Annotated in this window: 12 protein-coding genes and 2 tRNA genes; 11 read left to right on the top strand and 3 right to left on the bottom strand. The window is 63.2% G+C overall.

Going from position 1 to position 12,266, the window contains the following annotated elements:
- Positions 1–130 precede the first annotated feature (130 nt).
- From BT122_RS02550 to deoD, 4 genes are all read left to right on the top strand, one after another.
- Complete coding sequence (locus BT122_RS02550; protein WP_072354447.1) at positions 131–1,357, top strand: iron-containing alcohol dehydrogenase; 1,227 nt, start codon at positions 131–133, stop codon at positions 1,355–1,357.
- 373 nt (positions 1,358–1,730) lie between these two features.
- Complete coding sequence (gene deoC / locus BT122_RS02545) at positions 1,731–2,381, top strand: deoxyribose-phosphate aldolase (RefSeq protein ID WP_072354446.1); 651 nt, start codon at positions 1,731–1,733, stop codon at positions 2,379–2,381.
- 63 nt (positions 2,382–2,444) lie between these two features.
- A complete protein-coding gene (locus BT122_RS02540; protein ID WP_072354445.1) occupies positions 2,445–3,635 on the top strand; it encodes a phosphopentomutase in 1,191 nt (396 codons plus the stop codon).
- Positions 3,636–3,637: 2 nt separating this feature from the next.
- Positions 3,638–4,372: a purine-nucleoside phosphorylase gene (gene deoD / locus BT122_RS02535; protein WP_059052824.1), complete on the top strand. Its 735-nt coding sequence runs from the start codon at positions 3,638–3,640 to the stop codon at positions 4,370–4,372.
- A gap of 80 nt (positions 4,373–4,452) precedes the next feature.
- On the opposite strand, the gene BT122_RS02530 is transcribed toward deoD, so the two are convergent.
- Positions 4,453–6,060, bottom strand: a complete 1,608-nt coding sequence (locus tag BT122_RS02530) for a Mur ligase family protein (protein ID WP_286130285.1) — start codon at positions 6,058–6,060, stop codon at positions 4,453–4,455.
- Between the two features lie 32 nt (positions 6,061–6,092).
- On the opposite strand from BT122_RS02530, the gene BT122_RS02525 reads away from it, so the two are divergent.
- The 4 genes from BT122_RS02525 to nagB all read left to right on the top strand — a co-directional run bounded on the left by BT122_RS02525 (position 6,093) and on the right by nagB (position 8,634).
- Positions 6,093–6,168 (top strand) — tRNA-Val (locus BT122_RS02525).
- Between the two features lie 86 nt (positions 6,169–6,254).
- Entirely contained in the window at positions 6,255–6,998 is a 744-nt protein-coding gene (rph, locus tag BT122_RS02520) for a ribonuclease PH (protein ID WP_072354444.1), read from the top strand.
- A gap of 39 nt (positions 6,999–7,037) precedes the next feature.
- Positions 7,038–7,661, top strand: coding sequence for an RdgB/HAM1 family non-canonical purine NTP pyrophosphatase (gene rdgB, locus BT122_RS02515; protein WP_072354443.1), 624 nt, complete (start codon positions 7,038–7,040; stop codon positions 7,659–7,661).
- A 238-nt stretch (positions 7,662–7,899) separates the two neighbouring features.
- Entirely contained in the window at positions 7,900–8,634 is a 735-nt protein-coding gene (gene nagB, locus BT122_RS02510) for a glucosamine-6-phosphate deaminase (protein ID WP_072354442.1), read from the top strand.
- Between the two features lie 229 nt (positions 8,635–8,863).
- On the opposite strand, the gene BT122_RS02505 is transcribed toward nagB, so the two are convergent.
- A complete protein-coding gene (locus BT122_RS02505; RefSeq protein WP_072354441.1) occupies positions 8,864–9,940 on the bottom strand; it encodes a M24 family metallopeptidase in 1,077 nt (358 codons plus the stop codon).
- A 197-nt stretch (positions 9,941–10,137) separates the two neighbouring features.
- Between BT122_RS02505 and BT122_RS02500 the strand changes: the two genes are divergently transcribed.
- From BT122_RS02500 to BT122_RS02490, 3 genes are all read left to right on the top strand, one after another.
- Positions 10,138–10,437 (top strand): Veg family protein, encoded by a 300-nt coding sequence (locus tag BT122_RS02500; RefSeq protein WP_072354440.1) that lies wholly within the window; start codon positions 10,138–10,140, stop codon positions 10,435–10,437.
- Positions 10,438–10,453: 16 nt separating this feature from the next.
- Complete coding sequence (locus tag BT122_RS02495; protein ID WP_083432265.1) at positions 10,454–11,344, top strand: 4-(cytidine 5'-diphospho)-2-C-methyl-D-erythritol kinase; 891 nt, start codon at positions 10,454–10,456, stop codon at positions 11,342–11,344.
- A gap of 15 nt (positions 11,345–11,359) precedes the next feature.
- A tRNA-Pro gene (locus tag BT122_RS02490) sits at positions 11,360–11,436 on the top strand.
- Positions 11,437–11,792: 356 nt separating this feature from the next.
- Here the strand turns inward: BT122_RS02490 and BT122_RS02485 are convergent.
- Positions 11,793–12,110, bottom strand: coding sequence for an MGMT family protein (locus tag BT122_RS02485; RefSeq protein ID WP_072354439.1), 318 nt, complete (start codon positions 12,108–12,110; stop codon positions 11,793–11,795).
- Between the last annotated feature and the right edge of the window lie 156 nt (positions 12,111–12,266).

Raw genomic sequence — 12,266 nt, 5'->3', positions numbered from 1 at the left:
CGGACTGGCGGTGCGTTTTTCGCTGCTCGCCCGGCTTCAAGTTGTTCCAGGTAGGGCATCAGGGAAGGCCGAGCGGTCTTCTCAGGCATTTGTCGCCATCGGTGGCGACCGGTGAATTGGAGGATGTGCTATGGGACGTTTTACCAACCCGCGTGACCTGTACTTTGGTGAGGGCGCTCGCCACGAGGTGAAGAACCTCAAGGGCAAGAAGGCCGTCATCGTCTCTGGTGGCCACAGCATGCGCCGTGGCGGCTTCCTGCAGGACGTTCAGAAGGACCTGGAAGATGCCGGCTTTGAGGTCAAGCTGTTCGAGGGCGTCGAGTCCGATCCTTCCATCGAGACGGTGAAGAAGGGCGCCAAGTTCATGCAGGACTTTGGCCCCGATTGGATTGTTGCCATTGGTGGCGGCTCCCCCATCGACGCCGCAAAGGCAATGTGGGTGTTCTACGAGTACCCCGATGAGAAGTTCGACAACATCATCCAGCCGTTCTCGTTCCCCGAGCTGCGTCAGAAGGCTCACTTCTGCGCCATCAGCTCCACTTCGGGCACCGCTACCGAGGTGACGGCCTTCTCCGTCATTACCGATTACGAGCACGGCATCAAGTACCCGCTGGCAGACTTCAACATCACGCCTGATGTGGCCATCGTGGACCCCGAGCTTACCTACTCCATGCCCCAGAAGCTCTGCGCGCATACCGGCATGGATGCCCTTACGCACTGCCTCGAGGCCTACGTCTCGACCGCTGCCTCCATGTTCACCGACGCCGACGCGCTGCATGGCATCCGTGAGATCACGCAGTGGCTGCCCGTTTCCTACACTGGTGACCATGAGGGCCGCAAGCACATGCACGAGGCTCAGTGCCTGGCCGGCCTGGCGTTCTCCTCTGGCCTGCTCGGCATCGTGCACTCCATGGCCCACAAGACCGGCGCTGCCTTCGAGAACGGCCACATCATTCACGGTGCCGCCAACGCCATGTACCTGGGCAAGGCCATCCAGTGGAACTCCAAGGACCCGCGTGCTCACGAGCGCTACGCCTATGTTGCCAAGGAGATCCTGCACCTTCCCGGCACCACCGACGACCAGCTTATCGACTCGCTTGTGGAGAAGATCCGCAGCATGAACGACGAGCTGCACATCCCGCAGAGCATCAACAACTACGCCAACGGCGGCGTCAAGGCTGACGAGACCGGCGAGCCTGTCATGGTCTCCGAGAAGGAGTTCCTCGAGAAGCTCCCGACCATTGCCGCCAACGCAGTTCAGGACGCCTGCACGCCGGAGAACCCGCGCGAGACCAAGGCGGAGGACTTCGAGAAGATCCTCAAGTGCTGCTACTACGACGAGCCGGTCAACTTCTAGTTTCCGTCCTAGTAGTACAAGCGTTGCCGTCCGAGGGGGTCGGAGCCTTTGGCTCCGACCCCCCCTTGTGCATTCTTGGCATGCCAACCTTGCCCCCCGAAAACCTCACACGTGATATTTCTTCTTTGATTTCAAGAACGTGCCAACTGGGCTTTTCTCGGAAGATATCAGAAAAGAAATAACACGTGTGAGGTTTACTTTTACGCTTGAGGTTGATTTGCCGAGAATGTCAGCGGTTGAACTGAGACGCGCTGCACTCGGAAGCCGGCACTCGGCGATACGCTGGCTGTTGATCTCGTTGCACCAATTCTCTGGTTGTGACAAGGTGAGGCCAGAAGTCATTGGAAGGGTTCTCAAAACACGGGGGCATTTCATGGAACTGAACGGCTACATCGACCACACCAACCTCAAGCAGAACGCGACCCAGGCTGACATTGAGCGCCTGTGTGACGAGGCCATCAGGTACCACTTCGCGACGGTTGCTATCAACTCGTGCTGGACGGCGATGGCAGCCAAGCGCCTTGCGGGCACCGGCGTGGGCGTAACCACCTGCATCGGGTTCCCCCTTGGCGCCTGCTCCACGCAGGCGAAGGCCGCCGAGGCCGCCCAGGCCGTGGCGGATGGGACCACGGAGATCGACATGGTGGTCAACGGCGGTCACCTCGTCGCCGGCGACGACCAGTACGTCATCGATGACATCGCTGCCGTCGTCAAGACCGCACAGGGCCGCCCCGTGAAGGTCATTCTGGAGTGCTGTCTGCTTGACGACGAGCAAATCGTCCGCGCCTGTGAGGACGCAGTTGCCGCAGGTGCCTCGTTCGTGAAGACCAGCACCGGCTTCTCGACGGGTGGCGCAACGGTGCATGACGTGGCGCTCATGCGCAAGATCGTCGGCGACCGCTGCAAGGTCAAGGCCGCGGGCGGCATCCACACCAAGGAGGAGGCGCTCGCCATGGTCGAGGCTGGCGCCGACCGCCTTGGCTGCAGTGCCGGCATCAAGATCGTCGAGGGGCAATGCCTCTAGAGGCACTGGAGTCTAGGTGCCCGGCGGAGCCTCTGCTCCGTTGGGCATAAAAGGGGAGGTCACATGGGCAGGCGCGTATTTCTGATCGTCCTTGACAGCTTTGGCATTGGCGCCGAGCCAGATGCCGCGGAGTGGGGCGACGAGGGGAGCAACACCCTGTGCGCCTGTGCCACCACGGGCGAGCTCGACATTCCCAACATGGCGTCGCTCGGCCTTCTCAACATCGAGGGTGCGCTCGAGTCTCCCTACGACGTGAACCTCAATCCGGTTGCCTCGCCCACCGGCGCGTTTGCCCGCCTTCGCGAGGCATCTGCCGGCAAGGACACCACGGTGGGACACTGGGAGATGGCCGGAGTCATCTCGCCCAAGCGCTTCCCCACATATCCCAACGGCTTCCCGCAGGAGGTGTTGGACGAGTTCGAACGTCAGACGGGGCGTGGAGTCCTCTGCAACAAGCCGTACTCCGGCACGCAGGTTATCAAGGACTACGGCCGCGAGCAGCTCAAGACCGGCAAGCTCATCGTCTACACCTCGGCAGACAGTGTCTTCCAGATCGCGGCGCACGAGGATCTGGTGCCTCCCGAGCAGCTCTACGAGTACTGCCGCATCGCGCGCAGGATCCTCACGGGCGAGCACGGCGTCGCCCGCGTCATCGCGCGTCCCTACACGGGGGAGTGGCCAAACTACGTGCGCACCCCGCGCAGGCACGACTTCTCCCTCGAGCCCAGAGGCACCACGATGCTCGACGTCCTCAAGGGCGCTGGCCAGGACGTGCTCTCTATCGGCAAGATCTACGACATCTTCGCCCACCGCGGCATCACGGAGCATGTCTTCACCTCGGGCAACAACGAGGGCATCGAGCGCACCGTCGAGGCCACGGGGCGCGACTTCACTGGCCTCTGCTACACCAACCTCGTGGACTTCGACATGGTCTACGGTCACCGCAACGACGCGCCCGGCTACGCGCGCGCCCTGAGCTACTTCGACGGCCAGCTCCCGCGTATCGTGGCGGGCCTGCGCGGCGACGACCTGCTCATGATCACGGCAGACCACGGCTGCGACCCCGTGACCCCCTCGACGGATCACTCTCGCGAGTACGTTCCGTGGCTCGTGTGCGGGCCGCGCGTGCGCGCCGGTGTCGACCTGGGCACGCGGCCAACGTTCGCGGACGTCTCGGCGACGGTCCTCGACTACCTCGGCGTCCCCGCGCTTCCCAACGGCACGTCTCACCTCGAGCAGATCCTGGAGGCATAGACATGGCACGCACCCCCACACCGCACAACGAGGCCGTCGCGGGCCAGATCGCACCGTTCGTCCTCATGCCGGGAGACCCGCTTCGCGCCAAGCGCCTCGCTGAGGCCTACCTCGAAGGCGTCGAGCAGTTCAACGGAGTCCGCAACATGCTGGGCTACACCGGGACCTACCAGGGCAGCCCCGTCTCGGTGATGGGCAGCGGCATGGGCATGCCCTCCATCGGCATCTACTCGTACGAGCTCTTCAACTTCTACGGCGTCGAGTCAATCGTGCGCATCGGCACCGCGGGCGGCGTTGCGCCAAGCGTGCGCCTGCGCGACATCGTGCTCGGGATGGGCGCCTGCACGGACTCCAACTACGCGCACCAGTTCAACGTGCCTGGAACGCTCGCCCCCATCGCGGACTTCGGCCTCCTGCGTCGCGCGGCAGATGCGGCGGAGCGCCTGGGCTATCCCGTTCGCGTTGGCAACGTGCTCTCGTCGGACGTCTTCTACAACGACGATCGCACGGCGGAGCAGCGCTGGGCCAAGATGGGCGTTCTTGCCGTGGAAATGGAGTCGGCGGCGCTCTACCTCAACGCAATGCGTGCCCACAGGCGCGCGCTCACGATTCTCACTGTGACGGACGTCGTCTCCCGCGGCGAGGCACTCACGGCAGAGGAGCGCCAGGAGAGCCTCACGCAGATGATGGAGGTCGCACTAAGCCTGGCAAAGCCGGAGCAGGTGCTGCGCAACTAGCTACTGCAGAGGAATACAAGAAGGCCCGGGCTCCCGCAGGGGTGCCCGGGCCAGTTCATACGTCGACGGAGCGCTGCGCCCTACTCAGCCACGCCCGGATGCGCGGCGTGCCAGTTGCGAACGGCCTCTTCGTAGATATCGCCGTCCGTGCGGCAGGGGACAAACTCATTGCCCTCGTGCTGGCGCGTCTCGTCACCCTTGGCAAGCAGGCAGAGAATGGCCGGACCCTCGCCCTCGTAGCCAAGCTGGACAGCGCGGCGAATGGCCTCTTCGCGGTCGAGAATGACCTCGTATGCCGCGCCCTCTGGCGTAGCGTCCGCCATTTGCTGGCAGATCTCCTCGACGGGGTCGTTTGCCGGGTCCTCCTCGGTGTAGATGAGGTAGTCGGCGTACTTGGCCGCCTCCTCGGGAAGCTCGCGGCGACGTTCGTACGCCTTGCCACCGGGCGCGCCAAAGACGGCGATGATGCGATATCCCGGGAACTCCTCCTTAACCGAGGGGAAGAACCGCTGGTAGGAGAGCTTGTTGTGGGCGTAGTCAACCAACGCCACAACCTTGGGGTCCGGACTGGGGAGAAGCTCCATGCGGCCGGGAACGCGCGCGTGCGAGAGGGGCTCGGCGATCTTCTCGTGCCCAATGCCCAAGACCTCGCAGATGGCAATGGTCGCAAGGGCGTTGTCGACGTTGAAGAGGCCGGGCATGCCCAGGCAGATGGGTCCTTCCCAGCTGGGCGTGTGCGCGGTGAACGAGACCATGCCGTAGGCGCTTTCGATGTCCGACGCCCAGACGTCTGCCGAGCTATCTTTTGCCGAGAAGGTCACCACGCGCTCGCAGCGCTGAGCGCGTTCGAGGGTGGTCTGAATCTCGTCGGAGTCGAGGTTTACCACGGCAACGCGCGCCTGGTCAAAGATGCGGAGCTTGCTTTGGAAGTAGTCCTCGAAGTTGGGGTGCTCAACGGGGGAGATGTGGTCGCGCCCAATGTTCAGGAAGCAGGCCACGGCAAGGTCCAAGCCCAAGACGCGGTCGTACTTGAGCGCCTGGCTCGAGACCTCCATGTCCATGTAGGCGAGGCCGGCCTTGCGAGCGTTGGCAAGGTGGCGCCAGAGGTCCGGGGACTCCGGCGTGGTGTTGTGGCTCTCCTCGCGCTCGATGCCGTCGAAGGTCTCGATGGAGCCCATGACGCCGGCGCGCGTGTACGGCTCGTCGCCATCGAGCACGGCGCGGAGCATGTAGGAGACCGTCGACTTGCCCTTGGTGCCCGTGATGCCAACAACGGTGAGGTCGTGGTCGGGGTGGCCAAACGCCTCGGCCGAGGCGAGCGCCATCGCGCGACGCAGGTCTGTGGCAATGAGCGCGGGGGTGCCGGGGGCAACGTCTGCCAGCTCGGCTGCGCGGTCCTCGTCGCAGAGATACGCCACGGCGCCCTTCTCGAGCGCGGAGGTTAGGTATGCCGGCTTGAAGGCGGCGCCCTTGCACACAAAGACGTGGGAGGGGGCAACAACGCGCGAGTCGCAGTCGACCCCCGTGACGGGCGTGGCGCCCTTCTCGGCGGTGATGTTTGCTGTGGTGGCCAGCAGCCCCTCGTGGTCGAGAAGCCGGGCAAGAGATGCAAGTGTAGTATTCATGGCGCCAAGTATAGCAGGCAAGATGGGAACGGGCTGCGATGGGCGGCGGCTGTGGTGAGCCATCTGCCGTACTCCGTGGTACACTCGCTAGACATGGGCGATTGGCGCAGTGGCTAGCGCAGGTGCCTTACACGCACAAGGTCGGCGGTTCGAATCCGTCATCGCCCACCATGAGAAGAGTCGGGGCCGGTCGGCGTGAGCTGGCTGGCCCCGTTGCATGAGCGTCGGCGGACACGCGCCGGCAGACGGGAGACACTATGCCCCAGGAGAGCGCCGCCCAGCCCGAGCGCAGCTTTGGCAGGTCTGTTGCCGAGATGCGCCCGGTTACGCTAACGCCAAACGTGATGAAGAACGCCGACGGCTCGTGCCTGGCGGAGTTTGGCGACACGCGCGTGCTGTGCGCGGCGACCATCGAGGAGGGCGTGCCCAAGTGGCGCGGGGCAAGCCGCGACGGTTGGGTTACGGCTGAATATGCCATGCTTCCCGCGGCGACCAATCGCCGCACGCCGCGCGAGTACAAGGGGCGCAAGGGTCGCTCGATGGAGATTGAGCGCCTGGTTGGACGCTCGCTGCGCGCCGTCTGCGACCTTCGGCACCTGGGCGAGTTCACGGTGACCGTGGACTGCGACGTTATCCAGGCAGACGGCGGCACCCGTACGGCATCCATCACCGGTGCATGGGTGGCGCTCTACGAGGCGCTTTCCGCCGCGTGCTCCAAGGGGCGCATCAAGCGCGTTCCCCTCACGGGGCAGGTCGCAGCCATCTCGATGGGGGTTGTGCGTGGCGTTGAGCTTCTCGACCTCGACTACCCGGAGGACTCGCACGCGGACGTTGATATGAACCTGGTGGGGTCTTCTGACGGCCGCATCGTTGAGGTTCAGGGCACCGGTGAGCGCGCGACCTTCGACCGCGAGCAACTTGGACGTCTGCTCGACCTTGGCCAGAGGGGCATAGACCAGCTTCTCCAGATTCAGCGCGAGGTCACGGGCTTTGGTGCGTAGGCCCAGGGGGCTGACTCGTTGTGGCGAAAGGACACTGGCATGGCAGCAATTGACATCAAGGCGCTTGACCCTGAGCGTACCGTGGTGGTGGCCACGGGCAATCACCACAAGGTGACCGAAATCGAGGCGATTCTCTCGAAGTCCCTTCCCGACGTGCGTTTTGTTGCCCTTGGCGAGCTTGGAGACTTTCCCGATCCGGTCGAGGACGGTGCCAATTTCTTTGAGAATGCCCTCATCAAGGCGCGTGCGGCAGTCGCCGAGACGGGCCTTCCCATGGCGATCGCCGACGACTCCGGACTCTGCGTGGACGCTCTCGACGGCGCGCCCGGGATCTTCTCGGCTCGCTGGGCTGGCGAGCACGGTAACGACGACGCAAACAACGACAAGCTCGAGCGTCTGATGGCCGATGTCCCCGAAGAGCGTCGTGGCGCACACTTCCACTCCACCGTGGTGCTCGTGCGTGGCGGCGAGGTCCTGCGTGGCGATGGCGACTGCGAGGGCACCATTGGCTACGAGCGTCGCGGCGACCACGGCTTTGGCTATGACCCGCTGTTCTTGCCGGCAGACACCCCTGGTAAGACTATGGCCGAGCTCACGCCTGCTGAGAAGAACGCCATCTCGCACCGCTTCCACGCCCTGGAGGACCTCGCGGGGAAGCTGTAGCAGCGCTTCTCGTTCGCGGAGTCTTTGGGTTTGTGCCTCTCGTCGCGTTCCGTGCGGGTAGAATAAGGCTGTCTGGGGCATGTGCCCCAGGCCACCATGGACGGGCAGGGGCCTCGACGTGGTGGGTCCTTCTCATAGCAACAGCGACCTCGCCCTGGTGGCCGCACACGTCAAGCGTGGCTTGCAGCCACGGGCGGGTGCCACGGGAGGTCACCCGCTTGCAGAAGGAGGGACTCCCATGAGAATCATCCGCACCAAGGACTATCGGGACATGAGCCGCAAGGCGGCAAACGTCATCTCTGCCCAGGTGATCCTCAAGCCCAACAGCGTTCTTGGCCTCGCCACGGGCACCACGCCCATTGGCACCTACGAGCAGCTTGCTGAGTGGAACCACAAGGGTGACTGCGACTTCTCGCAGGTTACCACCTATAACCTGGACGAGTACCGCGGCCTTACGCACGAGGATCCGCAGAGCTACCACTACTTCATGCGCCAGAACTTCTTCGACAAGATCAATATTGACCTTGCCAACACGCACGTACCCGACGGTGCCAACCCCAATGCAGATGAGGCATGCTCTGAGTATGACCGCATGGTGCGCGAGGCAGGCTATCCCGACCTGCAGCTCCTTGGCATTGGCCGCAACGGTCACATTGGCTTCAACGAGCCCGACGACCACTTCTCCAAGGGCACGCACTGCGTGGACCTCACTGAGAGCACCATCCAGGCGAACAGCCGACTCTTCGACAACGCCGCCGATGTGCCGCGCCAGGCCTACACCATGGGCGTGCAGACCATCATGTACGCGCGCAGCATCCTTATCCTGGCGTCTGGTCCGGAGAAGGCTCAGGCCGTCTATGACATGTGCTTTGGACCCGTCACGCCGCAGTGCCCCGCGTCCATCCTACAGCTGCACACCAGCTGCACCGTGATTGCCGACGAGGCGGCGCTGGCACTCTGCCCGGAGGCGTAGGCTCCCGCGCGCCTGGCCTTTGGGCGGATGGTCTTCTCGTCCCTCGGGCGAAGCCGGCCAAAATTGCTTCTCGAAAAAATGGCCCCTCCCAAAACTGCGACTTAATTGCAGTTTTGGGAGGGGTGTTGCTTACATAATCGCAGGTAAACGGCTTATGACTTCTTTGGGAACCGCTATTAAGCCGCAGGTTTCGAGGGACGGGACGGGTCAACCCCTCTCGGCAGCTAACTTACTCCAGCACCGTAAGTCCCTTGGGATACGAGTTGAGTACCTCGCAGCCGCCCTCGGTCACAATGACCAGGTCCTCGATGCGTACGCCCACGTCACCAGGGAGGTAGATGCCCGGCTCGATGGAGAAGCACTGGCCGGGGCGCACGGGCTCGTCGTGCGCGGACGAGACGTCGCCCGGCTCGTGGTCCTCAAGGCCAATCTGGTGCCCCAGCCGGTGCGTGAAGTACTGCCCCCAACCTGCATCCTCAATGACCGCACGTGCGGCACGGTCTATCTCGGCAAACATGACGCCGGGCCGCACGATTGCCTCGGCCGCCTCGTTTGCGCGGCGAACACACTCGTAGACCGCCCGCTGGTGCTCGGTGGGCTCGCCGTAGAAGAACGAGCGCGTCATGTCTGAGCAGTACATGTTTTGGCGGCAGCCCACGTCGAAGAGAACGACGTCGCCCTTGGCAAGGACGGTGCCGTCGGGGGAGTGGTGCGGGTCTGCCGCGTTTGCCCCAAAGCTCACGATGGGCGCAAAGGAGTGGTCCTGCGCGCCAAGAGAGCGATAGACGTCGAGAAGCCCGCCGGCAATCTCCTGCTCGGTTACGCCCGCGTGGACCTGGGCGGCGAGCCACTCCATGGCCTTGTCGTTGGTGCGCGAGGCCGTGCGCATGAGCTCCTGCTCTTCCGGGGACTTCACGGAGCGGGCGTCGTCCACGGCTGCGGAGCCCAACTTGAACGTGGACGCGGCGCAGGCTTCCTGGAGCGGCACAAGCCAGCGAGCGGCGAGCTTCTTGTCAACGCCGAGCGGCGCGTCGTGATTCGTGACTGCGGATACCAGGGGAACGGGGTCTTCGGTGTCGTCAAAGGTCCGGATGTCTTCGCATGCCGCGGAGGCGTCAGGGAAGAGGCGGTTGGCAAAGAGCGTCGAGGCTCCGTTTGCATTGAGGTAGAGCCCAAGGAAGCGCTCGTAGGGCTCGGTATAGTAACCCGTGAGGTAGTAGATTGACATGGGGTCCGAAATGAGTGCTTGCGTAAGCCCCATATTGCGCAGGTTTTCAACCACCCGCGCCCTTCTTGTCTCGTCCATTGCGTCCTCCTTAGTCGTTGACGCCGGAAGTGTAGCACCTGGGACCGGTGCCGGCGTGGATACTGGCTGTCTGTGCGCCAACCCGTGGACTTGTCGTGCTGTTTTCTTCCTTAACTGCAAGAACAATGTTACTTATGGGTATCATCATATCTTGTGTATTCGATACTCGGGTCAACCATGACCCTGTTGGGAGTCTCATGGAGAACGACATTCCGCCAGTTAACCGCATCGATCAGATTCGCGACGAGCTTAAGGCCCTTGAGGGTCAGCGCGTGAAGGTCCGTGCCAACATGGGCCGCTCGCGCATCGTCGAGCGCGCGGGCACTCTTGTTCACGTGCACCCGTCCCTTTTTGTGATTGAGGTCGAGGAGCGCCGTGGCCGCAAGGCTCGCCAGTCCTACCAGTATGTTGACGTGCTCACCGGTACCGTCGAGCTCTACGACATGAACACGGGCGAGCGCCTTCTGGATTACACGGCCGTCCTCCCCGAAGAGTAGCCCCACCGGAGACCGCATGCCGCGCTCACGTCTACAGACCGTACAGGCGCCCTGTAAGGTCAACCTTCACCTGGGCATCTATGCCGAGAAGGACGCGCGTGGCTACCACCGCGTGGACTCGGTCATGGTACCGGTGGGCCTCTGCAACACCATTTCCATTGAGTCTGCGCCCGAGACCAGCGTCGCCTTCGAGCCCGCGCTTGACGGCCTCGTGCGACGCAACGCTACCCAGCGAGCGGTCGAGCTCCTCTCGCAGGAGCTTGGCGTAGACGAATGCGTTGCCGTTCGCATCAAGCGGTGCATCCCTAGTGGAGGAGGCCTTGGAAGCTCCTCGGCAGACGCCGGATCCGTTCTTCGCGCGCTTGCGGAGCGCTGGGATGTCGATCCGCTTGACCAGCGCGTTGTTAGCGTTGCGCGCCGCGTTGGTGCAGACGTTGCATTCTTTCTCAACCCTGTGCCGTCTTTGCTGAGAGGTGCGGGCGACACGCTGGATAAGACATTCCCGGCACTTGCCGGCGTTCCCCTCGCGTTGGTGATGCCCGAGGGGTGCGCTAGCTCCACGCGCGAGGTGTACGAGGAGTTCGACCGCATTCCAAGTGTGCCGGAACGTCCCGACGCGCTGTGTGACGCCCTTACGAGGGGCAACATCTTGGGAATCGCTGCGCGTATCTACAACAACCTTGCACCGGCGGCGCTGCGCCTGAAGCCCGTCATGGGCGAGCCCGCTGATTGGCTCTCGCAGCAGCCAGGCGTGATTGCGTCGCAGATAACGGGTTCGGGTTCCTGCTCGTTTGCCATCTGCGAGTCCGCCTCCGCAGCCGAGCGTATTGTCCGCACTGCGGAAAATGAGCACGGATGGTGGGCAAAGGCTGTGTTTACGGTTGGTTTGGACGGCCAAGTCTGCTAAAGTGTCGTCTGCTAACGGGACGTGGCTCAGCTTGGTAGAGCGCTCGGTTCGGGACCGAGAGGTCGCTGGTTCAAATCCAGTCGTCCCGACCATGTAAACTGCTGGCCAGGAGTGTGTGCTCCTGGCCTTTTCCTTCTCCAGACACTTTCTTTCGCAATTTGGGGTCCAAACGGGTGAACCCGCTGCCTGGGGCGACATTGGCGAAGGCTTGCTGTCGGAAGGATGCTTCGGTAGGCCCCCGGCGTCGTCCGTGCACAAAAATCGCGGTTGCCGGCCCATTTTGGGCGAATCGCCGAGTACGAAGCCTCTAACTCTTTGCGGAGCCGCAGGTAGGGAAATGGCACCTGTGGGGTGATACTAAGCGAAATTCCGAAAAAGGACCGGCAACCGCGAATTTTGAGCAGCGTGCCCTCGCGCCGGCTCAATAGCATGCCACGAAGTCCGTGCATCACGCTTCCCAGGCGTACTGGCCCAGGTCTACCTTGCCGTTGGTGAGAAATCCAACGCCCTCGGCCTCGAGCATTCTCCTCTGCTCGTCGGCGCCGCCAAAGGCAAAGCCGGGAGCAAGGCTGCCATCGGCGAAGACAATCCTGTGGCAGGGGACCCCGCCTTTCATGCCGGGACTCGAGTGCATGGCAAATCCCACATAGCGAGCCTTTCTTGGCTTGCCCATCATGCGGGCGACCTGCCCGTATGTGGCAACGCGTCCCGCAGGTACCTGCCGCACGATGTCGTACGCACGCTGGAAGAAGTCTCCTTCGGCCATGGCGCGGCCTCCGTTCCGCCGTTCGGTCAGCTGGAACCACAGCATACGCGTATCGGGACACTATGGCGATTCCGCGACCTTTGGTGTGTCGGTGTACAGTCGACAGGCGGCTGTCTGCAGATGGCCACCAAATACATGAGCCTACCTTGTGGAAGG

Source organism: Olsenella sp. kh2p3 (genome assembly GCA_900119625.1).
Classification (GTDB): domain Bacteria; phylum Actinomycetota; class Coriobacteriia; order Coriobacteriales; family Atopobiaceae; genus Tractidigestivibacter.
This window is presented reverse-complemented; position numbering and strand designations above follow the sequence as displayed.

Coding starts and splice junctions, on each gene's coding strand:
- BT122_RS02550 (WP_072354447.1), top strand. CDS start 131: ATGGGACGTTTTACCAACCCGCGTGACCTGTACTTTGGTGAGGGCGCT.
- deoC (WP_072354446.1), top strand. CDS start 1,731: ATGGAACTGAACGGCTACATCGACCACACCAACCTCAAGCAGAACGCG.
- BT122_RS02540 (WP_072354445.1), top strand. CDS start 2,445: ATGGGCAGGCGCGTATTTCTGATCGTCCTTGACAGCTTTGGCATTGGC.
- deoD (WP_059052824.1), top strand. CDS start 3,638: ATGGCACGCACCCCCACACCGCACAACGAGGCCGTCGCGGGCCAGATC.
- BT122_RS02530 (WP_286130285.1), bottom strand. CDS start 6,060: ATGGCTCACCACAGCCGCCGCCCATCGCAGCCCGTTCCCATCTTGCCT.
- rph (WP_072354444.1), top strand. CDS start 6,255: ATGCCCCAGGAGAGCGCCGCCCAGCCCGAGCGCAGCTTTGGCAGGTCT.
- rdgB (WP_072354443.1), top strand. CDS start 7,038: ATGGCAGCAATTGACATCAAGGCGCTTGACCCTGAGCGTACCGTGGTG.
- nagB (WP_072354442.1), top strand. CDS start 7,900: ATGAGAATCATCCGCACCAAGGACTATCGGGACATGAGCCGCAAGGCG.
- BT122_RS02505 (WP_072354441.1), bottom strand. CDS start 9,940: ATGGACGAGACAAGAAGGGCGCGGGTGGTTGAAAACCTGCGCAATATG.
- BT122_RS02500 (WP_072354440.1), top strand. CDS start 10,138: ATGGAGAACGACATTCCGCCAGTTAACCGCATCGATCAGATTCGCGAC.
- BT122_RS02495 (WP_083432265.1), top strand. CDS start 10,454: ATGCCGCGCTCACGTCTACAGACCGTACAGGCGCCCTGTAAGGTCAAC.
- BT122_RS02485 (WP_072354439.1), bottom strand. CDS start 12,110: ATGGCCGAAGGAGACTTCTTCCAGCGTGCGTACGACATCGTGCGGCAG.